Source organism: Candidatus Schekmanbacteria bacterium RIFCSPLOWO2_02_FULL_38_14, assembly GCA_001790855.1.
In the GTDB taxonomy this organism is placed as follows: Bacteria; Schekmanbacteria; GWA2-38-11; order GWA2-38-11; family GWA2-38-11; genus 2-02-FULL-38-14-A.
Genome location: MGDH01000011.1, coordinates 41,596 through 66,291, shown reverse-complemented (window position 1 = coordinate 66,291; position 24,696 = coordinate 41,596). Strand labels below are relative to the sequence as shown.

Annotated in this window: 22 protein-coding genes; 11 read left to right on the top strand and 11 right to left on the bottom strand. The window is 37.8% G+C overall.

Annotated features, from left to right (window positions below; genetic code table 11):
* The first annotated feature begins 53 nt into the window (after positions 1–53).
* Positions 54–461 carry a hypothetical protein gene (locus tag A3H37_02850; protein OGL50769.1) on the top strand — a complete coding sequence of 136 codons (408 nt, stop codon included), beginning with the start codon at positions 54–56 and terminating at the stop codon, positions 459–461.
* Positions 462–465: 4 nt separating this feature from the next.
* Here A3H37_02850 and A3H37_02845 read toward each other — a convergent pair whose 3' ends face one another.
* The 8 genes from A3H37_02845 to A3H37_02810 all read right to left on the bottom strand — a co-directional run bounded on the left by A3H37_02845 (position 466) and on the right by A3H37_02810 (position 9,195).
* Positions 466–2,043: a hypothetical protein gene (locus tag A3H37_02845; GenBank protein OGL50768.1), complete on the bottom strand. Its 1,578-nt coding sequence runs from the start codon at positions 2,041–2,043 to the stop codon at positions 466–468.
* Between the two features lie 2 nt (positions 2,044–2,045).
* Complete coding sequence (locus A3H37_02840) at positions 2,046–3,062, bottom strand: hypothetical protein (GenBank protein OGL50767.1); 1,017 nt, start codon at positions 3,060–3,062, stop codon at positions 2,046–2,048.
* A gap of 3 nt (positions 3,063–3,065) precedes the next feature.
* Positions 3,066–3,941, bottom strand: coding sequence for a hypothetical protein (locus A3H37_02835; protein ID OGL50766.1), 876 nt, complete (start codon positions 3,939–3,941; stop codon positions 3,066–3,068).
* Positions 3,942–4,066: 125 nt separating this feature from the next.
* On the bottom strand, positions 4,067–4,678 hold the full coding sequence (locus A3H37_02830) for a phosphoribosylglycinamide formyltransferase (protein ID OGL50765.1): 612 nt from the start codon (positions 4,676–4,678) through the stop codon (positions 4,067–4,069).
* A 275-nt stretch (positions 4,679–4,953) separates the two neighbouring features.
* A complete protein-coding gene (locus tag A3H37_02825; GenBank protein ID OGL50764.1) occupies positions 4,954–6,117 on the bottom strand; it encodes a multidrug ABC transporter permease in 1,164 nt (387 codons plus the stop codon).
* A gap of 9 nt (positions 6,118–6,126) precedes the next feature.
* Positions 6,127–7,281, bottom strand: coding sequence for an ABC transporter ATP-binding protein (locus A3H37_02820; protein OGL50763.1), 1,155 nt, complete (start codon positions 7,279–7,281; stop codon positions 6,127–6,129).
* Position 7,282: 1 nt separating this feature from the next.
* Positions 7,283–7,957: an ABC transporter ATP-binding protein gene (locus A3H37_02815; GenBank protein ID OGL50762.1), complete on the bottom strand. Its 675-nt coding sequence runs from the start codon at positions 7,955–7,957 to the stop codon at positions 7,283–7,285.
* Positions 7,954–9,195: a hypothetical protein gene (locus A3H37_02810; GenBank protein ID OGL50761.1), complete on the bottom strand. Its 1,242-nt coding sequence runs from the start codon at positions 9,193–9,195 to the stop codon at positions 7,954–7,956. Before A3H37_02810 ends, A3H37_02815 begins: the two co-directional genes overlap by 4 nt.
* 333 nt (positions 9,196–9,528) lie before the next feature.
* On the opposite strand from A3H37_02810, the gene A3H37_02805 reads away from it, so the two are divergent.
* A complete protein-coding gene (locus A3H37_02805; protein OGL50760.1) occupies positions 9,529–10,587 on the top strand; it encodes a hypothetical protein in 1,059 nt (352 codons plus the stop codon).
* Between the two features lie 74 nt (positions 10,588–10,661).
* Here the strand turns inward: A3H37_02805 and A3H37_02800 are convergent, their stop codons facing one another.
* The 3 genes from A3H37_02800 to A3H37_02790 all read right to left on the bottom strand — a co-directional run bounded on the left by A3H37_02800 (position 10,662) and on the right by A3H37_02790 (position 12,989).
* The gene (locus A3H37_02800; GenBank protein ID OGL50759.1) at positions 10,662–11,687 is read right to left on the bottom strand and encodes an alcohol dehydrogenase; all 1,026 of its coding nucleotides are present in this window, start codon (positions 11,685–11,687) and stop codon (positions 10,662–10,664) included.
* Positions 11,688–11,860: 173 nt separating this feature from the next.
* Positions 11,861–12,655 carry an autoinducer 2 aldolase gene (locus A3H37_02795; protein ID OGL50758.1) on the bottom strand — a complete coding sequence of 265 codons (795 nt, stop codon included), beginning with the start codon at positions 12,653–12,655 and terminating at the stop codon, positions 11,861–11,863.
* Between the two features lie 121 nt (positions 12,656–12,776).
* The gene (locus tag A3H37_02790) at positions 12,777–12,989 is read right to left on the bottom strand and encodes a hypothetical protein (protein ID OGL50757.1); all 213 of its coding nucleotides are present in this window, start codon (positions 12,987–12,989) and stop codon (positions 12,777–12,779) included.
* A gap of 148 nt (positions 12,990–13,137) precedes the next feature.
* Here A3H37_02790 and A3H37_02785 point away from each other — a divergent pair, with 148 nt between their 5' ends.
* The 9 genes from A3H37_02785 (at position 13,138) to A3H37_02745 (ending at position 24,657) form a co-directional block, all read left to right on the top strand.
* Positions 13,138–13,692, top strand: coding sequence for a hypothetical protein (locus A3H37_02785; protein ID OGL50756.1), 555 nt, complete (start codon positions 13,138–13,140; stop codon positions 13,690–13,692).
* A 172-nt stretch (positions 13,693–13,864) separates the two neighbouring features.
* Positions 13,865–15,568: a single-stranded-DNA-specific exonuclease RecJ gene (locus tag A3H37_02780; GenBank protein ID OGL50755.1), complete on the top strand. Its 1,704-nt coding sequence runs from the start codon at positions 13,865–13,867 to the stop codon at positions 15,566–15,568.
* A gap of 166 nt (positions 15,569–15,734) precedes the next feature.
* On the top strand, positions 15,735–16,193 hold the full coding sequence (locus A3H37_02775; protein ID OGL50754.1) for a hypothetical protein: 459 nt from the start codon (positions 15,735–15,737) through the stop codon (positions 16,191–16,193).
* Between the two features lie 3 nt (positions 16,194–16,196).
* Positions 16,197–17,327 carry a hypothetical protein gene (locus tag A3H37_02770; GenBank protein ID OGL50753.1) on the top strand — a complete coding sequence of 377 codons (1,131 nt, stop codon included), beginning with the start codon at positions 16,197–16,199 and terminating at the stop codon, positions 17,325–17,327.
* 60 nt (positions 17,328–17,387) lie between these two features.
* Complete coding sequence (locus tag A3H37_02765; protein OGL50936.1) at positions 17,388–19,583, top strand: translation initiation factor IF-2; 2,196 nt, start codon at positions 17,388–17,390, stop codon at positions 19,581–19,583.
* A gap of 280 nt (positions 19,584–19,863) precedes the next feature.
* On the top strand, positions 19,864–20,223 hold the full coding sequence (locus A3H37_02760) for a ribosome-binding factor A (GenBank protein ID OGL50752.1): 360 nt from the start codon (positions 19,864–19,866) through the stop codon (positions 20,221–20,223).
* Positions 20,211–21,179 carry a hypothetical protein gene (locus A3H37_02755; protein ID OGL50751.1) on the top strand — a complete coding sequence of 323 codons (969 nt, stop codon included), beginning with the start codon at positions 20,211–20,213 and terminating at the stop codon, positions 21,177–21,179. Before A3H37_02760 ends, A3H37_02755 begins: the two co-directional genes overlap by 13 nt.
* A 22-nt stretch (positions 21,180–21,201) precedes the next feature.
* Entirely contained in the window at positions 21,202–23,175 is a 1,974-nt protein-coding gene (locus A3H37_02750) for an excinuclease ABC subunit B (protein ID OGL50750.1), read from the top strand.
* Between the two features lie 174 nt (positions 23,176–23,349).
* A complete protein-coding gene (locus A3H37_02745) occupies positions 23,350–24,657 on the top strand; it encodes a hypothetical protein (GenBank protein ID OGL50749.1) in 1,308 nt (435 codons plus the stop codon).
* The last annotated feature ends 39 nt before the right edge of the window (positions 24,658–24,696 follow it).

Here is a 24,696-nt window from a genome sequence, read left to right as displayed (position 1 = left end):
GGCAGGGAATTTAGATATTAGAATTTAGAATTTCTATTTTTAGGGGGAGTATTATGAAAGAAAAACCAAAGGTTAAGTTCAGAAAGATAAATTCTCAGGGAAGCCTTGTTGCGTCAGCAACAGTTCCATTAATACCTGAAAAGGGAATATGGATAAGGGACTGGCTGATATTCAATACTAACGAAAAAATATCAAGTTCACCTCCAAGCAGAAAGTATCAGGACAATCAGGGGAATACAAAATATGCTTCATATCTGAGTTTTGACAGCAAAGATCTTTACTGGAAATGGTGCAATAAAATAGCTGACCTCTACAAGGAATGGATAGAAGCAGGGGGGATTGAAGAACCTGTTCAGTATCAGCAGAACAGAGAAGAGAGATTTATTGATGAAACCGTTAAAGAAGAACAACATAACACTGTAGATATTAATGAAGACGATGAATTCAAGGTTCCGTTTTAAAGATTTAATCTAAGGTAATTAATTCTATTCTGCAATTTTTTTCTATTACTTTTCTGAGAACAGATTTGACACTCAAGGCATCATGATTTTTATAAAAGATAATGTCGGCAGAAAAGAGAACCGGGGACTCCCTTTTTAAATTTTCAGGTGAAATGATTTGCTCTGAGAGGGTGTTGTTAAAAGCATATACAACAGGGAAGGAGTTGCTTTCTGAAAGGAACTGCAATGCTTCTTTTATATTTTGAAGGGAAGATAAAGTTTTAAAGTCAAAGAGCACAATTGTTCCTATCCTGTTAGAAGAAAGCAATTCCCAGAGAGGTGAGAGTTCTACTGATGACGGGAAGGCGCATAATGAGATAAAGGCTTCGTGTGTTATCCTGAAGCTGCCAATATCCCTAAACTCATTTTCTGTCCGGTAAATTTTCCTTCCTGAGCTAAAGTCCTTAAAGCCTGTTTCAATGGATTTAATAAAATCTTTTTCCAGTTCTTCGTCTGATGAGATTATCAATAATTTAGTTGTGAGGATTTCGCCTTCTCTCCACTGTATGCGTTTGAAAAACTTCCTGAGTTTAAAAAAATCTTCTTTTCCAACCAGGGGGTCAAAGTATTTTCCTTCTTCCTTTTCATTGGCGCTGTGAGGCTTAATGATGCCATTTACTAATAGTATCCTTAGCCCTTCGTAGACATCAAGGTCAGGAAACTGAGAATTGTCTATGAGTTCTCTCATAGATATTTCAGTCTGACATAACCTTATTATATCTGCCAAGACTTCAGAAGATTTCAATTGTGAGATATCATTTGTTCTGTTTACTGTAATTACGGTTTCAAGTGGCGGGAGGGATTCTTTTATGCTTTCAATTTCATCGATTTGACACATTCCATCCAAGAGGAGTTCTTCAGTGTTCATTGATAGATTAAGGGTTTTTGGTATCTCATTTGTATCAAATTCAAAGCTTCCGTGTTTTAGGGTCATCAGGCGGAAAATCGCTTTCAGTCCCTTGGTTTTCCCCATTGAAGCAAAAACTACTGAGCCTTTCTTAAAATATATTTTTGCCATATCTGTCTGGTATGAAACAGTCAAAAGACCATTTCTTTTATTCATAAAAAAAATCTGGATAAGATCTGTCAAGGAAATCTGTGTAAGGTCTCCCCTTATGGTCCTTTCTTTTGAAGAGAACAATATCTCACTTTTCTGTAATGATGATATTGTTTTGTTTATCAGTGAAAGCGTCGTGTATAGATTAAATGGTCTGAGAATAAACCTGTCAGATGTGCTTACAAATTTTGGTGCCAAATCGCCGCAGATATCTTTTGGAGTCAGAAAAATAAAAGGAATTTTATATGATAATGGATGGCTTCTTAATGCTTCACACAGGATGAATTCTTCAGGATTTATTTCTTCCAGATCAACTATGATTAAATCAGGTGTATCTTTTAAAATGTTATTTTTTGATTCTTCTGAGTTTGGAAGAAATTCAACGGAAAAATCTGAGTCCAAAAGAACTTTTTCAAGAGATACTATATAGTTCCTCTTGTTCCCGAGAATTAAAACATTTTTTCCATTTTCAACTGCTTTTGACATATTTAATAAAAATAATATTGCTGAAGTTTTGATATGATATGTTCTATAAAGTAGAAATCAGAAGAGTGAAATCCTGTAAAATAATTTTTATTTTCTTCTCTTCCTATCAAGCCATAGGCATATTTATCGCAAAGAAAAAATATGAAGCGGTAAAAACTGATTTTTTCATCACGAAGATACACAGGAATAATATAGGGCATAGGCAGGGGATGTTTTCCTTTGAGCCCCATAATGTATGAGATTGTTTTAATGTTCTTTAAAGCGTGATAATTATGAACTCCTATTTCAGGGTTTGAAAAATTTTTTATTCCTATGAACAGCATTCCGTTCCTGTCTTTGTTGAGTATTATATCCTGAAGGACAGATTTCTGGACCTGATCAATAAAAAAAGAAGAAAAATGGAACTGAAAGGTTTTCTGCAGGGGTGGATATGAAGAATTAATTTCAGAATGAGGCAGATATTTTTTTTCAATAATCGAATCGATAAGCTCCCAAAAACTTGAATTCATTATCTTAGCATTAAGAGCAAGGCTTTTTCTTTTTTTTTCGTTTTTCTCTATGGCTTTGATGATTAAATCAGCAAATGTTTTACCTTCATCAGGAGCAGTTGAGTGCACTATGTTTAACTTGAAACAAAGTTCTTTTCCGTCAGGGTTGTTTTCAGAAGAACGGAAAAAGTTTTCTATCCGTTTTATCAGCATAATTGACCCGAAGGAATCTGTCTCAGTTACATGAATTCCAAAAGAGTTATGGGAGAGGCGGGAAAGAAAGTCAGATTTCCTGAGAATGGAACGAAGGCTGTGACAGAAGAATTCTATTTGGTCTTCTGCAAAGTCTTTTCCGTCAGAATTAACGATTTCATCAAAGTTTTCAATAAAAACATAAATGAGGGATGTCTTACGGTTATATCTCTTTGCGATGGTAAGGAGGTTTTCTCCCATTACAAAGAAGAAATCCTTATTATAAATTCCTGATAGTTGATCCAGAAAAAGCTTCTCGTTTATACTTTCATCAAACATATTTCACTTTAACATTTCAGGATAAATTTTAACATTATATTTGCTTTTTAAAGCAGCTATTTCTTCGTCCATTACCTTCAAGAAATTTTCTCTCTCAAGAGTATTTTTTATTGTATCTTTGACAGCATCAAGGTCAACATACTTATCAGGTTCTTTCCCTATAAGCTTTATTATATAATAGCCGTCACTGGTTTTGATTGGTTTGCTGATTTCCCAGAATTTTAGCGAGAAGGCAATGTCAATGAATTCCTTGTTCCTTCCAACTTTTGGCATTCCTTCATCCTTATAAACACGGGAAGGAGATTTAACTTCGTATGAAGATTTTATTCCACTAAGCTTGCTCCTGGCAATTTCCTTAAATTCATATCTCTTGAGCATACCAGAGACCTGCTTTGCTTCTTTTTCTGTTTCAGTCCTGATATAATGGATGTCAACATATCCCTTCTTGAAATATTTATCATTTTTATGTTTCTTATAATATTCTCTGATATCATATTCAGAAGGGGTAGCTTTTGGTTTTATGTATTTGTTTATGTATAAATCCCTGACAAGCAGTTTCCTGAAGTTATCAACCTTTAAAATAATTTTTTCATTCCTGTCCATGGATTTTTCCTTGCCTGCAAGGAAAAGCATTTCAGTTGTCAGGATGTCCTGAAGAAGATTTTTTTTATCATTAAAAGTCCTGAACTGTGATTTATATTCCTCCGGAAGAATCTCAATGTTTTTCTTGAGATCCTCCATTGATATTTTATCTTTATTTATTACTGCCAGTATTTTTTCCTTATCTGAGATTTTTTCACCTGTAGATTGGCTTCCGCAATAGGAAAGACAAGAGGATATGATTAGGAATACTGAAATATATTTTAGAATATTCTTCATTAAATTAGAAAATGTCCATAAATGTCATTGCGAGCCATGAGCTTGTCGAATGGCGAAGCAATCTCGTTTATCAGTTTTCAGTTCTCAGCAGTCAGCTATTAGTTAAAAAAGTTATAGGTTATAAGTTAATTTTTAATAATTACCTTTCTCCCCTTTATCTCAATCTTTCCCTCAGCAAAAAGCATAATGGCTTTTGAATAAAGGATGTGTTCTTTTTCAAGGATTCTTGATGAGAGAGATTCTTCTGTGTCATTGTCCAAAACAGGAACTGCTTCCTGAAGGATTATTGGACCTGTGTCTGTTCCCTCATCAACAAAGTGAACTGTACAGCCAGCGATTTTTACTCCATAGTTGAGGGCTTGTTTTTGTGCGTGAGTTCCTGGAAATGATGGAAGCAGTGCAGGGTGAATGTTAATTATTCTGTGCTTGAATGTGTTTATAAAAAATGAGCTCAGAATTCTCATAAATCCTGCAAGGCAGACAAGTTCCACTCCTTCTGTTCTCAATACTTCAATTATTGATTTTTCAAATTCTTCCCGGGACTTGAAGTTTCTGTGTTCTATAACTTTTGTTTTTATGCTGTGCTTTTCTGCCCTTGAAAGCGCATATGCACCAGAAATATTACTGATGACGATTGCGATTTCAGCAGGGATATTTCCGTTTTTAATATTATCAATTATGCTCTGGAGATTTGTTCCCCTTCCTGAAACAAGAACTCCGATTCTCAGTTTATTCATAAAACTTTAATTTTTGCCTTAGGGTAGCCGCAGGTGTTCAACTGAGCTCACAACTAAGTCTTCAGCCTGCGAGAAATAAAAAAAATTGCATTCTGTAAGAAAAATTTATATTCTAATTCTTTCGATTTTGCAATTGAAATTCAATTGTAAAATAAATATATGAGAATAATCACTTAATAAGTTTCTATAATAACTTTTGCGCTTCCTGTGGCTCCTGTATTGGCAACTGCCCAAACAGGGCTATAATCAGGAGAGGAAAAAGCCACTTTCATCCGCTAACTTCGCAGTGCCCGTATTATATCTATCCTTGATGCCCTGACTGCCGGAAGAAAGCCTCCTATGATTCCCATAACAATGGCAAAAACCATTGACTCGATTGCAATGCTTGGTGTCAGGGTGAAGGAGAAGGCAAGCTCTGAGAATGTCTGGAAATTCATTGTGGATATTGTGATAAGCTGCATGAAGGATGCTGCCACAAGCCCTGCGAATCCTCCGATTGCAGATATAAAAATTGATTCCATGAGAAAGGCAACAAGGATATTTCCACGCCTGAATCCGAGCACCCTGAGTGTACCGATTTCTGTAACCCTGTTTGCAACAGAGCCGTACATTGTCACCATTGCCCCTATCATTGAGCCGAGGCTGAAGATGATGGTGATTGCAAGTCCAAGGATTTTCAGAAAAGATGCGAGTATTTCTGATTGCTCTGCATAGTATTTCCTTTCCCGTTTTACCTCAAGGGTAAGACGAGGGTCATTTTCCAGTCTGGTTTTTATCTTTTCAAAAAAACTTATATCTTTAAGTTGCACTGTTATTGAAGAATAAACAGGCCTGCGGAAGGCTGCCATTACCTGATTCACGTCTCCCCAGACTTCAGAGTCAAAACCACTTCCTCCTCCATCAAATATTCCGACAACTTTCCAGTCCCTGAGGGCAAAGCGTAATGTTTTGCCAAGCCTGATTTCGCTGAAGTTTTTTGCAATCGAGCTTCCAACAATTATCTCCTGAAGACCCTCACGCCAGATACGCCCTTCCTTTATTTTTATCTGAGGCCTCATTGTGACTGACACAGGAGAAGTTCCGCGCACAGTTACATTGGACAGATTCTTTGTTTGTTTTTTAATAAGAGAAATAAGAACGATTACTTCTTTTGAGACCATTGCTTTTCCTTTTTCATCTATTACTATTTCGGGCTGGGTCTCGACTACCCCTGCCTGGTCGCGGCTTATGCTGCTTTGCACTTCCGAGACAGAAGACCTCCTGATGACTATTGCATTTTCATCTGAACCTGTATCAACAAGGGTTTTTTTAATCCCGTAGGCAAGCATTAGCACATTCGCGAAAACAAAAACGACAAGGGCAACAGCAATTGAGGTCAGCGCGGTAGTAAACTTTCTTGCTGTGAGATTTTTAAGATTATAATAAACGGGGATTGCCATAAATAATATTTATCCGACCTTTCTCAGGCTTTGTGCAATTGACAGCTTTATTGCCCTCATTAAAGGAAAGATTGATGATGAGATTCCAACGACAAGTGAAATCAGAAAGCTCAAAGCAATGGTATTGTTTGATATTTCAAATACTGGAAGGAATTTTTCAATGGCTTTGCCAAATAATTCTACGATGGGAAAGGTCAGGATTATTCCGGTAAGCCCGCCACACAGCGCAATCATAATGGATTCACCACCAATGAGTGAGATTAAATCCCTTGCGCCAAAACCCATGGTTTTTAATGTTGCATATTCCGGTATTCTTTCCCTTGCAGTCATTGCCATTGTGTTTGAGAGCACAATGAGGATTATTCCAATAATTATAACAGAAACAACCTTCATTGCTTTAATAATTGTTTCAACCATTGAAAGGAAAGACAGCTGAAAAGCCTTTTCAGTTTCAGTTATTGTTTCGTAGAGGGAATTTTTAAAAGTTGAATCTACTGTCTTGCTTATAATGGCAGCATCATCCGGGTTTTTTATATTTATCAGAAACCACCCCACATGGCCTGCCCTTGAAGGGGATTCCCTTTTCATCCTTTCATCAAGGTAATCCCATCTGAAAAAAAACATTGTCCTATCGGTTGATTTTTTTGCACCTCTGTAAATTCCTCTAACAACAAAATCCCAGTTGCCCGGAAAGATGTTTCCTATTATCCTGACAGTGTCTCCGATTTTCCATCCAAATCTCTTTGCAAGGTTCTCACCTATAATACAGGTATTTTTCTGTGTTTCAAATACCTTCTTTTCCTCAGCAGAAAGAAGGAGTTCAGGATAGAGGTTTAAATAGTGCGGATTAATTGCAAAGTCTGAAAAGAAATTTTTTTCCTCTTTGTAAAACCCGCCAAACCATGTCCCGTGTCCTACTGCCGTGACTCCGGGAATCTTTGCAATTTTTTCTCCGTAAGCAAGCGGGAGAGGGGAGATTAGAGAGATGGCGCTTCTGGTAACAAGCCGGTTTTCAGATGACATTTCAACCCCGAAATACCACGCATCAATAACAGTCCGCAAAAGGGCAAAGGCGGTAACCGCTATGGCAATGCCGAGCATTGCAAGAAAAGAGCGCAATTTATGGCGAAAAAGATTTCTGGCTATGAGTTTTGAAAGATTCATTTTATATCAAAACTCCTTTGTCAAGATGCCTTCTTGTATGGGCTTTTTCTGCTGCCCGTGGGTCGTGGGTAACCATTACTATTGTTTTTCCGAATTCCTTATTAAGCCTTCCAAGAAGATTTAAAATATCTTGGGCAGACTGTTTGTCAAGTTCCCCTGTTGGTTCGTCAGCAACGAGAAGTGTTGGATCTGTCACGATTGCCCTCGCTATTGCAACACGCTGTTCCTGCCCTCCGGATAACTGACGCGGATAATGGTCTACTCTGTCAGACAGACCAACAAGGTCAAGAGCTATCCTGACATGTTCCCTTCTTTCTTTCTTCGAGAGGTTTGTAAGGAGAAGCGGAAGTTCTACGTTATCGTGGGCTGTGAGAACAGGAATAAGATTGTACGACTGAAAAATGAATCCAATATTATGGGAGCGCCATTTTGCAAGCTCGGTTTCATTCAGCCTGTTAACTTCTATTCCTGCAACCTTTATTATACCGCTGTCAGGGCGGTCTATGCCTGCAATCAGGTTAAGAAGAGTGGTTTTCCCTGAGCCTGATGGACCCATAAGGGCAAGAAATTCCCCCTCTGGTATTGAAAAGGATATGTCCTGCAGAACAGGAATTTCAATATGGTCTCTCCGGTATGCTTTATAAATATTTTTTAGCTCAACAACATTTCCGTTCATTTTTCCAAAATCTCAATCTTCATTCCGGATTTTAACCCTTCCTTTGGTTTTAAGACAACCTTGTCTCCTTCAGATAGTCCTTCAAGAATTTCCGTCTGGTCTCCAAATTGTTCACCTGTTTTTATGGTTTTTTGAACTGCCTTGTTCTTTTTTAGAATGAAAACGGCTTTTCCGTTAGCGATTGAAAAAACCGCTTCTGAATTAACTGCAAGCTTTGGGGTTTTAACCATATTGTCGGTGACTTCGTCTGAGAGAAAGGAAACTTTTGCGCTCATTTCCGGAAGAATCCGTTTGTCAAAATCCAGAAATTTAATCTTTGTAAGGATTGATGCTTTTGCCCTGTCAGCAGTGGGAACTATCATATGGACCATTGCACGGTATTTAATTTCAGGATATGCATCAAGGGATATTACACAGGGCTGATTTACTCTTATCATTTTAACATTTGTCTCTGAAACATCTGCTTCTACAAGAAGGGAGTTCATATCTGCCATTGTTATCACCGCAGCTTTTGCGTTAACAGAGGAACCGAAAGGCGCAACAACCTCCCCGACATCTGCGTTTTTTGTTAAAACTGTTCCGTCAAATGGCGCCTTTATGAAAGTATTTTCAAACTGTACAGAAGCCTCATCTTTTGCAGCCTTTGCAGCCTTTACTGAAAACTCTGCTGAGACAAGTACTGATGAAGCGGTTTTGTAACGTGCCTGAGCAGCATCAAAAATAGATTTTGATATAGTTCCGTCAGAGACAAGTTTTTTTTTACGCTCATAATCCGCCCTTGCATCCTCAAGCTCAGCCTTTGCCTGATTGATGTTTGAGGAAGAGACCATAAAGTTTTCTTTTGCCCTTGCAAGTGATGCAGACATATCATCGTTTTCAAGTCGTGCAATTATATCTCCCTTCTTGACCTGACTCCCTTCTTCTACCGCAAGATATACAAGACGGCCCGTTCCTTTTGAGGCAACCGCTGCTTGACGCTGTGCAACAACATAACCGCTTGCATTCAGCACTGTTTTTGCCTGATAGGGATAAAATGAGGAGACAGTGGAAATCTCAACTTTACGAGAGGAAGAAAATATACCGGTTTTAAAAATAATAAAAATCACTATCAGCAAAAGAATAGGGACAATAATTTTTATTAAATTGCTGCGTTTCTTTTTTTCGTTGTAACTGTAAGAATCATCCCGCCTGTTGATTTTCAGCATGGAAAGGTCTGTCTTTTCTTTCTCATCACTCATCTTTGTCTTTTCCTTTCATCAATATTATTTTTATAGCAGATTTCTAAAATTTCTCCAAGATAATCTATTTGTCAAGGTTTTTATGAAAATAAAACCCTGAATCCCCCTCACCTTAAAGGCTGTGTCATAACCCCAGTTTTGGTAGGCGCAGGTTTTAGCCTGCGGTAAAAATATATTGTAAATAAAAGAGTTTCGCAACCTAAAGGTTGCGGCTACTAGTCATCTTGGCAATTTCGACACAATTTATTAGAATAGAGGGAAGGGTGAGGGGGATATTCAAATCAAAAATATTTATTGAATAAATCATATAAATTAGCAATATTGAGTTTCAAGATGTTAAAGAAAGCAAGGTTTAAAAAAGAAATATCTCCTTCCATTATTTCCATTGGGACTGCAATTCCTGATAACAGCTATACACAGAAAGAAATATATAATCTGAGCGGATATAAAAGCAGAAGAATAGAGTCGCTGTTTCTTAACAGCGAAATATCCAAAAGGCATATGTTTTTTACCGGCAACGACAATATTCCTCATGAGAATCCTGATGAACTGATTAAAAGATACAAGAGAGGGGCAGTTCAGCTTGGCAAAAAAGCAATCAGGAGATGTCTTGCAAAGAGAGGGATAAAAGCAGATGAGATAGATTTTATAATAACAGCCTCCTGCACCGGATATCTGTGTCCGGGACTATCATCAATTATGGTGAAAGAACTTAAACTGAAAAAAAATATACAGCGTACTGATATTCAGGGAATGGGATGCTGCGGGGCAATGCCGGCGCTTCAGAGGGGATATGACCATGTAAAGGCTTATCCTGAACATAAAGTTCTCGTGCTTTGTGTTGAGATATGTTCAGCAGCTTATTATATAGACAGCTCAATGGAAACAATAATAGGAAACGCAATTTGCGGGGATGGCGCAGGAGCAATGCTTATTGGAAACGGTTTTTCATGTGAGGGGATATATATTCTGGATTTCCAGTCAACTGTTGACTCTGACTATCTTGATTCCGTTGGATTTGTTTCCAAGGATGGAAGGCTGAAAATCGTGCTCGGAAAGGAGATTCAGAATATTGCTGGTCCATCGGTTAAAAAAACTGTTGATGAGCTTCTGAAAAGAAACAGGATTGAAATGAAAGAAATAAAACACTGGATAATCCATCCGGGCGGAAGAAATGTGATTGAAAATATCAAAAAAGAGCTTGGTTTGGATGAAATTGAAATACGCCATTCAAAATCGGTACTGAAAAACTACGGAAATATGTCATCACCAACAGTAATCTTTGTTCTTGAGCAAGTAATTAAAAAGGGAGCTCCTTTGAAAGGGGATTTAGGGATTATGATTGCCCTTGGTCCGGGACTTGCTGCTGAAACAGCATTGTTGAAGTGGTAGTAGAAAATTCTAAATCCTAATTTCTAAACTCTAAATAAATTCAAAAAATATAGGATTTCGAATTTAGAATTTGTTTACCTCTGCGGTTCTATGATTACCTTCATGGATTCGTTTGCCTCTGCCACGAGTTTAAAGCCGAGTGCTGTTTCTCCCAGACTCAGGCGGTGGGTTATCATATCACTGACAATAACTCTTTTTGCCCTGATTAATTCTATTGCAGAAACTGTGTCTTCAGGGGGTCCTGCATAGGACATTGCAAGGGTTATGCCGTCGCGCCAGAGATTCCACATATCAACAGGAATTTTAACCCCGGGCTCAGTTGGCGCAAAAAATAAAATTGTCCCGCCCCTGTCAGCAGATTGTAATGCCTGTTTTATTGCTGACATCGCGCCAGCGCAGAGGATAACAATATCTGCAAGTCTCCCGTTGTTTTTCTCACAAAGCTTTTTTGCAGAATACTCTTTTGCGTTGATTACTGCATCAGCTCCAAACTTTTTTGCTGATTTAAGGCGATATTCATTAATATCCATTGCAATTATTTTCCCTGCACCCAGTGCTCTGGCAAGCTTAATGTGAAGCAAGCCTGATATTCCGCTTCCAATTACAAGCACGCTGTGTCCGGGTTTTAGTTTTGCAATTCTTTGTCCGCGAAGAACGCAGGCTAATGGCTCTGCAAATGTTCCGTCTTCATATGAGACTTTATCAGGTAAAAGAAAGGTTCCGCGGTCAACATTTATCTGCGGGATTCTGAGATACTCTGAAAAGCCACCAGGGTCAAAATTTGTAGAACGCAAAGTATCGCAGACTGAATAATTCCCATTCAGACAGTAATGGCAGGTGTTGCATGGAACATGGTGGGAAACAGAAACCCTGTCTCCAACTTTAAAGCGTTTTACCCCATTGCCAACTTCAACGACTTCTCCTGCTATTTCGTGTCCGAGCACAAGAGGAGCTTTTTTGATTCGGTACCACTCCATTACATCGCTGCCACAAATACCGCTTGCTATTACCTTGACAAGAAGTTCTCCGGAAGCAATCTTTGGAATTGGCATTTCTTCAATTCTTATGTCTTTGTTGTTGTAATATTTTGCGACTCTCATAATATTGTTTTCAATAAAAGTAGTTTTAGGATTCTATTGGTCAAACGGATTGCCTCTGACCGTTCCTTTCCAAATGTAGGGACAGCCTTTACGGCTGTTCGCGGACAGGGATAAACCCTGTCCCTACGTTTTTGGACTTCTCTCGAACCATCGACTTCGAACCCTTAATTTTATTATTCTTTCCTACTCTTAAGGCTATTGAACAAGTCATTTGCTTGTTTTGCATTTGCCTTTTCGTGAATGATTGAACGCAAAGCCCTTATCATTGGAACAGGATGAGGGTTCTGCCAGATGTTTCTTCCAAGGTTTACTCCAATGGCACCTTTCTGCATTCCGTCATAAACAAACTCGAAGACCTCTTTATCTGTGTCAACTTTAGGACCACCTGCCATGACTACCGGAACAGGACAGCCATTCACGACTTTGTCGAAATCTTCGCACCAGTAGGTTTTTACAACTTTTGCCCCAAGCTCTGCAGCAATGCGGCAGCAGAGCGAAAGGTAGCGTACATTCCTTTTCTCTAGTTCCTTTCCAACTGCTGTAACTGCCATTACAGGAATCCCGTATTCCTCAGCATCATTCACAAGATTTGCAAGATTCAGCAAGGTCTGTTTTTCATAGTCGCTTCCAATAAATACAGATATCCCAACGGCTGAAACATTAAGACGAATAGCATCTTTTATTGAAGTAGTCAGTCCTTCGTCTGCCAAATCTTTTCCAACCACGCTTGTTCCGCCTGATACCCTGAGGATAATTGGCGGAGTATTTTCAGGCAGAATACAGGAGCGCAGAACCCCTCGTGTAACAAAGAGTGCGTCAGAGTAGGGGATAAGAGGTTTTATTGTTTCGCCCGGTTTTTCAAGGTTCTTTGTCGGACCCTGAAAATACCCATGGTCTATTGGCATAAACAAACAGTGTCCGTCAGATTTTATCAGTTGCGATAAACGGTTTTTCATTCCCCAGTCCATTGTATTGTTCCTCCTTTATTTTTGTAAAAGGGTTCTAGTGGTCAAGGGTTCAAGGGTTTGAGTGAAGTTTAAAATCATCTCTTGCATCACTTGAACCCTTGAATCCTCAAACCCTTGATTCCTACTTTTCCTTCCTCACAATCAGATATCCTTTCTGCATTGTCCAGTGATGAAATTCATATGTAGTATGGATGCAGGCTATTTTGCAGATGTTTCTTATTCTTTCGTATTCTTCAGAACCTTCTTTCTGCTTGTCAAGGTCAAGCTGTACAGGACATTTTATGTCCTTGCAGTATTCCCTGCGCTTATAGTCTGTATAACCTTTTATTGGCACTGTATGACTCCCAGTTCTCAGTTTACTTCTAATCTGCTTAATTAAAATATTAAAGAAGATAATATATAACAACATAATTTTTCAAGCGAAAAATTAGTCTTTCTAAGAAGCATCATTGACACCATGAATTTTTTTATATAGAATAAAAATGTTTGAAAGGGTTAGGAACGAGATGGGGAAGATCAAGCTTCCGGAAAAGGCAAAACTTTTTTTCGCAATAATGTATGCTGATGATGGCATTTATAAATCAGCCCTAAAGGATTTAAATGAAAAATTTGGTGAGATTGATAAAGAAAGCAAAGCCTTTGAGTTCAATATGACAGGGTACTATGAAGGAGAGATGGGCAGGGGATTATTGAAGAGGTTTGTTACAGCAAAGGATTTAATAGATAAAGAAAGGCTTGCAGAAATAAAAAATCTGACAAACTCAATTGAAGAAAGCTATGCAAGGGAAAACAGAAACCGCACAATCAACATAGACCCGGGCTATATAACTTCTTCAAAACTTGTTCTTGCAACAACGAAGAATTACAGCCACAGAATTTATTTAAGAGACGGAATTTTCGCTGAAGTGACATTCAATTTCAGGAAGAACAGCATTGAATTTAATCCGTGGACATATTCTGATTACAAGCTTTCCGTGACAACTGAGTTTTTTATTGAAACTCACAGGAAGTATATGGAGGCATTGAAGGGTAACTAATTGGAAAATACTAAATTCTAAGCACCAAATTCTAAACAATGATCAAAGTCCAAAATTCAAAATTTGATGACAGAAAAAATGCGGGGTTAAAAAACCCCGCCTATCGATAGGCGGGACATTCTTGTCCCACAGCGGAATGACTGACTGCTGAAAGCGAATTTGAACGGAATTAATGATGGACACAGCTAACTGGAAAATATATCCTCAAAATACTGCGCTTCAGGAAGAACTTGCAAGCACCCTTCTGATTTCAAAAATAACAGCACAGGTTCTTATAAACCGCGGCATAACAAACATCAGGGAAGCAGACTTCTTTCTAAATGGAAATTTTAATAGTATGCACGACCCATTTCTTATGAAGGGAATGGATAGGGCTGTTGAGAGGGTTTTAAGGGCAAAAAGAGATAACGAAAAAGTGCTGGTATTTGGGGATTATGATGCTGATGGAATAACTGCAACATCTGTTCTCTTAATGACATTAAGGGAACTCGGGATGGAACCTTCATTTTATATCCCAAACAGGCTGACTGAGGGATATGGGCTGAATCAGGATGTAATAAAAAAATCAAAAGAACAGGGTTTCAGCCTGTTGATTACTGTAGATACCGGTATAAGCAATTTTAAAGAGGTTTCTTTTGCAAAAGAAATAGGTTTGGACCTGATTGTTACTGACCATCATATTCCTGATAAATCAATATCAGAGGCTTTTGCTGTTTTGAATCCAAAGCAGAATGACTGCAACTATCCTTTTAAGGAACTGGCAGGTGTTGGCATAGCATACAAGTTTGCAATGGCTTGTCTTGGAAACAGTTGCTCTGAATATGTTTTAAACCAGATAATTGCTTTGGCAGCCTTTGGAACAATTGCTGATGTCTCCAGTTTGTCTGGTGAAAACAGGATACTTGTGAAAACAGGCCTTGATATAATGAAAAGGAATGAATTCCCGTGGATAAGCGAATTGATACGGGCATCAAGGCTTGGAAGGAAGGAACTTACTGCTTGGCATATAGGTTATATTCTTGCCCCGATGATTAATGCTGCAGGGAGGCTTGGAAGTGCAAATTGTGGAGTAAACCTTATGACAACAAGAAAAAGAGAGATTGCTGAAAAAATTTCAAGCTTTCTTGACAGAGAAAACCGCACAAGGCAGGCAATGGGAAAAGAGATGATGAGTGAAGCATTAGAGAGGATTGAGAAAACAATAAACCTTGAAGAAGATATGGTGATTATCCTGTCAGAAAACAAATGGCATATAGGATTGCTTGGCATTGTTGCATCAAGGATTTCTGAGCGCTATAGGAAGCCCGTGGTTTTAATAGGAAGCAATGGCAAGGGTTCTGCAAGGTCTGCAGTTGATTTTAATTTATATGAGGCTTTTAAATACTCTGAAGATTGCCTGAAGGGGTATGGAGGTCATAAGTCTGCAGCTGGTTTGACCATTGAAGAGAAGAATTTAAAAGAGTTTTCTGAAAGAATGAACCATTACGGGAGAAAAAAATTATACGGGAAGGATTTGAGCTCAACCATCTGGGCTGATTGTCAGATAAATTTCAAAGATATATCCTTTTCACTTATAGAGGAAATCCAGAAACTGGAACCTTTTGGAACATCAAATCCAGAACCAAATTTTATATCAAATGATGTTGTAGGAGAATCAAAGGTAGTTGGAGGTGGAGGTGAACACCTGAAAATGGAAATGCAACAGGAATCTTTTTCCTTTGGTTCCATATGGTTCAATTTCAAAGAGGAGGGTGGTTTTAAGATTGAAAATAATGGCAGAAATTATGATGTAATTTATTCACCTCATATTAATACATGGAACGGCAGGGAAGAGATTCAGCTTAAAATTAAAGGAATAAGGGGGAAAAGGCTTTAAATACAAAACTTTTTTCTTGCTTTTTTTATCCAGATAAATTATTTTAAATTAAACTCAAGGACTAAGCTTAAAAAGAGTGGGTTTTCCCGCTCTTTTGTTTTTTGAATTATGTTTTCAATGGTAATGTGCTGATTTTTTGTACACAATTAGAGTTTAGAAGCTGCTAATGCTTGATTTTACTGAGAAAGTCAAAGAACTTCTTGAGCCTATTCTTTTATATGAAGGGATAGAATTAGTTGAGATAGAGGTGAAAAAGCAGAAAACAGGACATCTTTTGAAAATTTTTATTGATAAAGAAGGCGGGGTAAAGCTGGATGACTGTGAGAATGTAAGCGAGCAGTTGAGCAGGATACTTGATGTTGAGGATATATTCCAGTGGAAATATGTCCTTGAAGTTTCATCTCCGGGGATTGACAGGCCATTAAAGACTCAGAAAGATTTTAAAAGATGTATGGAAAAACTGGTAAATGTTTCAATTAAGGAAAATGAAAAAATTTCAAGAGTTGTAGGAAAGGTCGTAGATGTTACTGATTCATCAGTTGTTCTTGAAACAGAGAAAAAAAGGGAATCTCTTGAAATATCATTTGAGAAAATTTTGAAAGCTTCAATAGAAATAAGGTTTTAATTTATGGCAAGTGAATTACTTCAGGTAATAGAGCAGATAGGAAGGGAGAAAGGCATTGATAGGAAAATTTTGATCAATGCCATTGAAACTGCTGTTTTATCTGCTTCGAGGAAGAAATATGGAAACGCAGAGAATATCTTTTCCAGATTTAATGAGAAATCCGGATTAGTAGAGATATTTCTTCTCAAAAAGGTGGTTTCAAAAGTACAATCTCCGAATGAAGAAATCTCAAATGAGGAAGCAAGGGCAATAAAACCTGAGGCTTGCGAGAATGACAATATAGAAGTAAAGGCAGAAACTGTTGAATTTGGAAGAATTGCTGCACAGACAGCAAAGCAGATAATTGTTCAGAAAGTAAGGGAAGCTGAAAGGGACCATTTATACACCGAGTTTATAGAAAAACAAGGTCAGATAGTAAATGGAATAGTGCAGAAAATTGAACGCGGGAACATTATTGTTGACCTTGGAAAATGTGAAGGGGTAATTCCTCCAAGGGAACAGATACTAAAGGAAAGATACAACAAAGGAGAAACTATACGAGGTTATGTTTTAGAGGTTAAAAGTGGCTCAAGAGGAGTTCAGATACTTCTTTCAAGAAGCCATACTAACTTCTTGATAAAGCTGTTTGAAATGGAGGTCCCTGAGATACACGATGGGGTTGTTGAGATAAAAGGTGCATCAAGGGATCCTGGTTGGCGTGGGAAGATTGCTGTTTTATCACACGACCCAGATGTTGACCCGGTAGGGGCATGTGTTGGAATGAAGGGCTCAAGGGTTCAGTCAATTGTCAGAGAGCTTAGTGGAGAGAAGATTGATATTGTGAGATGGTCACAAAAATATCAGGATTTTATAACCAATGCCCTGAGCCCAGCGCAGATAACCAGCATAAAAATCAATGATAGTAATAAAACTGCTGAGGTCATTGTTCCTGATGAACAGCTTTCTTTAGCAATAGGAAGAAAAGGGCAAAATGTAAGGCTTGCGTCAAAACTTACAGGGTTGCAGATTGATATTTTCTGTAAGAGTGAGAGGGAAAAAGAAAAAAATGAAGGTGTAAAGAGTGAAGATTCAGAAACAGATAATTCTCAAAAACAGGAAAGTGTGCAGGGAAATACTAGAGAGGAGAACAAGTAATTGAAGGGAACAAGGGTATATCAATTAGCTAAAGAGCTGAACATATCAAGCAATGATTTAATGGAAAAGCTTAAGGCTAAGGGTGTTGAAATCTCCAGCCATATGAACGTTCTTGATGAGAAAACCTGTAAGCTTGTAGCTGATATATTTGGAAAAGAGAAAAAAACAAAAGTAAAAAAGCCAAAGGCTGAAAAGGCTGAGAAACCGGAAAAGGGAGAAAAGCCTGTTACTGTTGCTCCAAAGAAGAAGCTTGCTGAGAAGAAAAAAGCAAAAGAAAAAGCCGGGGTTAAAGCAGAGGTTAAAAAGGTAGAGGAGCCAGAACTTCATAAGCCAAAGAAAGAAGCAAAAAAGGAAGCAAAGCCTGAAGTAAAACAACAACCAAAACTGGAACCGAAACCTGAGCAAAAAAAAGAGGTAACACCTGTTGAAGTTAAAAAGCCTGACAAGTCTGCTCCAGCACTGGTTGCTGATGTTAAGGAAAAGCCAGCACCAGTTCCAGAGAAAAAAGAAAATTTAATAGAGCTAACTGATTCTATAACGGTAAAAGAATTGTCTGAAAAAATAAAAAAGGAGCCTAAAGATATTATAAAAAGATTGATAACAATGGGAGTTATGGCATCAATTAACCAGATTATTGACCTTGAAACAGCTAAGGGCCTTGCAAAAGAGTTCGGATATGAGGTTGAAGTAAGTTTAGCAGAGAGCGAACTTTTTGAATACGAGACTAAAGATGATGAAAGCAAACTCCTGCCAAGACCTCCTGTTGTAACAATAATGGGGCATGTTGACCATGGAAAGACATCGCTTCTTGATGCTATAAGGCAGACAAATGTAATTGATAAAGAATCAGGCGGAATAACCCAGCATATTGGTGCCTACCACGTAGAGCTTTCTAAGGGAAATATAGTTTTCCTTGATACACCGGGTCATCAGGCTTTTACAGCAATGAGAGCAAGAGGGGCTCAGGTTACAGATATAGTGGTTCTTGTTGTTGCTGCAGATGACGGAGTAATGCCTCAGGCTGTTGAAGCAATTGATCACGCTAAAGCTGCAAATGTTCCAATAATAGTTGCAGTTAATAAAATTGATAAACCCAATGCAGACCCGACAAAAGTCAGGCAGGCATTGACTGAATACAATATCATTCCTGAGGAATGGGGGGGGGAGAATATATTTGTGGATGTTTCAGCCAAAAAGAAAACAGGGATTGATGACCTTCTTGAAATGATTTTACTTCAGGCAGAAATGCTCGAGCTAAAAGCAAATCCAAGCAGAAAGGCAGTTGGAACCGTAATAGAGGCAAAACTTGACAGGGGCCGGGGACCTGTTGCGACAATTCTTATCAGGGCAGGAACACTGAAAATAAGCGATCCCTTTGTAACAGGTGTTCACTGGGGCAAAGTGAGGGCAATGATTAACGATGAAGGAAAAAAAGTTCACTTTGCCACACCATCAATACCTGTAGAGGTATTAGGGTTTTCAGGAGTCCCTCATTCAGGAGACTCATTCATAGTAGTTGAAGATGAGAGAAAGGCAAGACAGATAAGTCTTTTGAGGGAACAGAAACAGAGAGAGGCATCGCTGGCAAAATCAAGCAAAATAACCCTTGAAGACCTCTATAACCAGATAAAGCAGGGTTCTGTTAAAGAACTTAAGATAATATTAAAAGCTGATGTCCAGGGTTCTGTTCAGGCTTTGAGAGATTCTCTTGAGAAACTGTCAACAAGCAGCGTTAAGTTAGAGGTTATCCATGCCGGAACAGGCGGCGTTACTGAAACAGATGTTATCCTTGCTTCAGCATCAAATGCCGTAATAATTGGTTTTCACGTAAGGCCTGAGACAAAGGCTTCACAACTTGCAGAAAAGGAAGGCATTAATATACGCTTTTACTCAATTATTTATGATGTTGTTAATGACATAAAAGCTGCAATGGAAGGTTTGCTTGATCCTGTTTATAAGGAAAAGGTTATTGGAAGAGCAGAGGTAAGAGAGCTTTTTTACATACCTAAGATTGGAACAATTTCAGGAGCATATGTTATAGACGGAAATATTGCAAGAAGTTCTCAGGTCAGGCTTATAAGGGACAATGTTGTTATATATGAAGGGAAGATTTCCTCTCTTAGGCGTTTCAAGGATGATGCCAAAGAAGTGCTTACAGGCTACGAATGCGGAATAGGAATTGAAAATTTCAACGATATTAAGCTAAATGATATCATTGAATCATATATACAGGAAAAATTTGCAGGAAAACTCTAAACCGGTTTTTATTGGTAAACCATTAGCAATTTTGACCTTTGCCTGTGTTTTAACGTACCAGAAATAGGCGAGCTTATTGATTACACTGTAGAGATTTTATAAATCTTCCAAAAATTCCTTTAGAATTCACTCATATTTTTTTATATATTCGCTCTATAAAAATCAGGAAAAACAGCAAACTGCTGGGAAAAAACAATTTTAATTTAATATTTTAGTTTGAAATTTCTTTAAAATTTAGTATTCAAAAAATTGATTATTTATTATTTTTAGAGATTACTGTATGAATTACAAACGTGTTGATAGAATAAACGAACTGATTCTTGAAGAAATATCAGATATTCTTTTGAAAGAAATTAAAGACCCAAGAATCGGATTCGTTACCATAACCGGAGTTGAAACAAGCGTTGACTTGTCTTATGCAAAGGTTTCAGTGAGTATTATTGGAGAACAGGAGAAAAGGGAATCAGGAATAGAGGGGTTAAAAAGCGCAAGCGGTTATATAAGGCTTTTGCTTAAGAAGAGAATAAGCGTAAGAAGGATTCCTGAGATAGAATTTGTATATGATTCTTCTATTGAGTATGGTGATAGGATAAATAAGATTTTGCAGAAGCTAAAAAACGAAGAGGAATGGGAAAAATGAAAAAAGCTGTAGAAGCGATTAATACATCCAGAAACTTCCTCATAACAACCCACCGTAATCCTGACGGTGATGCAATCGGTTCAGAGCTGGCGCTTGCAAACGCATTGCTGAAACTTGGAAAAAATGTAAGCGTGAAGAATCTGCACACTGTTCCTGAGAATCTTATGTTTCTGCCAAATACAGAAAATATTATTCAGTGCAATAGAATCAATGAAACATATGATGTGGTAATACTCCTTGACTGCGAAAATTTGGAAAGGTGCGGGAATATCTTTAACAATGAGAATTATAAAACAGTATTGATAAACATTGACCACCATCTCTCCAATCAGAATGGAACAGACTATGACATTGTCAACCATAATTCTTCTTCAACAGCTGAAATGGTTTATGAACTGATTAATGAATTGAATGTAGAGCTTGACCATGACATTTCATTGTGCTTGTTTACAGGAATTTTCTCGGATACAGGAGGATTCAGGTATTCTAATTCAACACAGAGAGCTTTTGAGATTGCATGCGACTTAATGAAACACAATATCAGCCCGTGGGAAGTTTCTCTTAACCTTTTTGAAAGCAAATCCTTCAGGTCTCAGCAGCTTCTCGGACTTGCGCTAAACAGCCTTGAAATAAGCAATGATAACAGAATATCATGGTTAACTCTTAAAAAAAATATCTTCAAGAAAACCGGTACATCGCCTGCTGATGCAGAGGGTTTTATTAATTTTGCAAGGGAAATAAAGGGTATTGAGGTTGCTCTGATGTTCAGGGAAATGGGAGACTGCAAGGTTAAGGTAAGTTTCAGGTCAAAGGGAAGGGTCAATGTTGCTGAGATTGCAAAGCTCTTTGGAGGAGGGGGACACAGAAATGCCTCTGGATGCGTTATGAACGGAACTTTGAATGAAGTACAGGACATGGTATTAAATTCTATAAAATTGTCTGATTCCAAAATCTGATTTTTTAATCCTGCCGTTAACAATGAATAAATTTCATTTTCAATCCTCATTTAAACCATCAGGTGACCAGCCAAAGGCAATCAGACGCTTGAGCCTTGGACTAAGGGAAAATAAAAAGCATCAGGTTTTGCTTGGAGTTACTGGTTCAGGTAAAACCTTTACTATAGCAAAAGTAATAGAAGAGGTTCAAAAACCAACCTTGGTAATTGCCCATAATAAAACCCTTGCAGCACAGCTTTATGCTGAGTTTACCGAATTTTTTCCTGAAAATGCTGTTGAGTACTTTGTCAGTTACTATGATTACTATCAGCCGGAGGCTTATGTCCCTCAGACTGATACTTATATAGAAAAAGAGACATCAATAAATGAAGACATTGACAGGCTTCGTCACAGAGCAACTAAATCTCTTTTTGACAGGAGAGATGTAATAGTTGTTGCAAGCGTTTCCTGTATCTATGGGCTGGGCTCTCCTGAAAGTTATTATAAGATGCATCTGTTCATTGAAATAGGGAAGAGAATAGAAAGAAGTGAAATATTAAAAAAGCTTGTTGAGATGCAGTATTCTCGAAATGATATAAATTTTAGCAGGGGAACATTCAGGGTTCGCGGGGATATAATTGAAGTTTTTCCTGCGTATGAGGACAGCCCTCTCAGAATTGAACTTTTTGGCGATGAAGTAGAAAGAATTGTTAAGCTTGACCCGATTAGGGCAAAACCAAAAGAAGAGATAAGAGAAGTCGCAGTCCATCCAAACAGCCATTATGTAACATCTCCTGAAAGGATGAAGATTGCCCAGAGAGAAATCTTGAAAGAGACGGATGAGAGGATTGAATGGTTCAAGAATCAGAATAAATTTCTTGAAGCACAGAGACTCTATCAGAGGACAATGTTTGACATAGAGATGATTAAAGAGATTGGGTTTTGCCAGGGCATTGAAAATTATTCCCGTTATATAGATGGAAGGAAACCCGGAGAACCTCCCTATACTCTGCTGGAATATTTTCCTGAAGATGCATTGTTTATCATAGACGAGAGCCACGTCACAATACCTCAAATAGGTGGAATGTACTGGGGTGACAGATCAAGAAAAACAACCCTTGTTGATTATGGCTTCCGCCTCACCTCTGCCCTTGATAACAGACCATTGAACTTTGAGGAATTTGAAGACAGAATAACACAGGCAATATATGTTTCTGCAACCCCGGGACCATATGAGCTTGAAAAATCAGGAAATGATGTGATTGAGCAGATAGTAAGACCAACTGGTTTAACGGATCCGGAGATTATTGTGAGGCCTGTCGCTTCACAGGTTGATGATCTTTTAAATGAGGTAAGAGAGCACGCAGAAAGAAAAGAAAGGGTTCTTGTAACCACCCTTACAAAAAAATCAGCCGAGGATTTGACAGATTATTACAAGGAAATGGGTGTGAGAGTGATGTACCTTCATTCAGAAATAGAGACACTTGAAAGAATAGAGATTATAAGAGATCTGAGGCTTGGAAGGTTCGATGTTCTAATAGGAATAAATCTTCTGAGAGAAGGACTTGATATCCCTGAAGTAACACTTGTTGCAATACTTGATGCTGACAAGGAAGGTTTCCTGCGTTCCACCACTTCCCTGATTCAAACTGCCGGAAGAGCTTCAAGAAACATATCAGGGAAAGTCATAATATATGCAGATACACTTACAAACTCTATAAAAAGGGCTATAGAGGAAACAGGAAGAAGGAGAGAAATTCAGAAACTTTACAATAAAGAAAATAAGATTACTCCTGAATCTATCAAAAAATCTATTTCCGATGTTTTCACAAGTATTTATGAAGCAGACTACTATACAGTTCCTCTTGAAGTTGAAGAAGATGAGAAACCTGTTTATGGAGACATTGAAACACAGATTATAGTCCTTGAAGAAAGCATGAAAAAGGCTGCAAAAAAGCTCGAGTTTGAAAAGGCAGCCATAATAAGAGACAAAATCAAAGAGCTAAGAAAAACTTAGGAGATTTTACTTGACGATACCCTGTTTTTTCATTAATTTATTAGTAATTATAGTGAACGACACAAGTAACATCCCATACGATAGGCGGGACATTCTTGTCCCGCCGAGACGGGGTTAGAAAACCCCGTCTATCGGGATTTAGATATGTCAATTTATTTATGTCGCTCACTATAGATGGAGGTAAAAAATTTGGATGACTCATCAATAGACTGGGGGATGCCTTTCGGGATAATCATCTGTTTGATACTCTCAATAATATTTTCAGCTTGTGAAACTGTTCTGACTTCATTAGGGCATTCAAAAATTAATCATCTCATAAAAAGCGGAAAAAAAAGAGCAGAATTATTACAACTATGGCTTGATAACCCTAACTTAATTCTTGCGACGGTTTTAGTCGGCAATACTATTAGTAATATACTGGCTTCTTTCTTAACAGCCATATATGCATTTAAGTATTACGGTAAAATAGGTGAAAGTATAGGTTTTGGATTGCTGACATTCGTTATTCTTGTGTTCTGTGAAATATCTCCAAAAACCTATGCAAAGCATCACGCGGAGAAACTGGCTATAGTTGCAATAATTTTAATGAAAATGTTTGTATGGCTTCTGTATCCAGTAACAATGGTTATGATGAGAATTTCAAGAGGCTTTATAAAGATGCTTGGAGGAAAGGTTTCAAAAGAGGGACCTTTTATAACCCAGGAAGAGATTGAATACTTAATTGATGTAAGTGATAAAGAGGGTGTAATTGAATCTGAAAAAAAAGAGATGCTCAGCAGTATTTTTGAACTCAGTGAAATATCTGTAAAAGAGATAATGGTTCCAAGGACTGATATGGTAAGCATAAGCAGAAAAACCAATTTTGATGAAATGATTAAACAGGTTGTTGAATTTCAATATTCCAGGTTTCCAGTCTATGACAACAAAATTGATGATATAATAGGAATTCTTCATGCCAAAGACCTTTTGCAGTACTGGTATAAGGGTGAAAAACCTACAGATATCAGAGAAATAATGCGTAAGCCATGTTTTGTTCCGGAATCAAAAAAAATTGATGAACTTCTCAGAGAGTTTCAGCAAAATAAAATTCAGTTGGCGATTGTTGTTGACGAATATGGAGTTACTGCGGGTCTTGTGACAATAGAAGATATTCTGGAAGAGATAGTAGGAGAAATTAGAGATGAGTATGATGAGGAGATTGAACTCATATCAAACCCGGAAAAAGGAGTTTATGTGGTTGATGCAAAAATTAATCTGAATGAACTTGAAGAAAAGATAGGAGTACAGTTTCCTAAAAATGATTACGAAACTCTTGGTGGTTTTGTGTCTGACCTGATGGGCAGGATTCCCAAAAGGGGAGATGAGACACGATTTGAAAATTTAAAAATTACCGTTCAGGAAGCAGACCACAGAAGAATACTTAAACTGAAAATCCTAAAAGAAGAAAAGAAAAAGGAAGATGAAAACAGTCAGCAAACGTAAAATATTTGAAAAATCAGAAAAAATAAAATATTGAGTAGA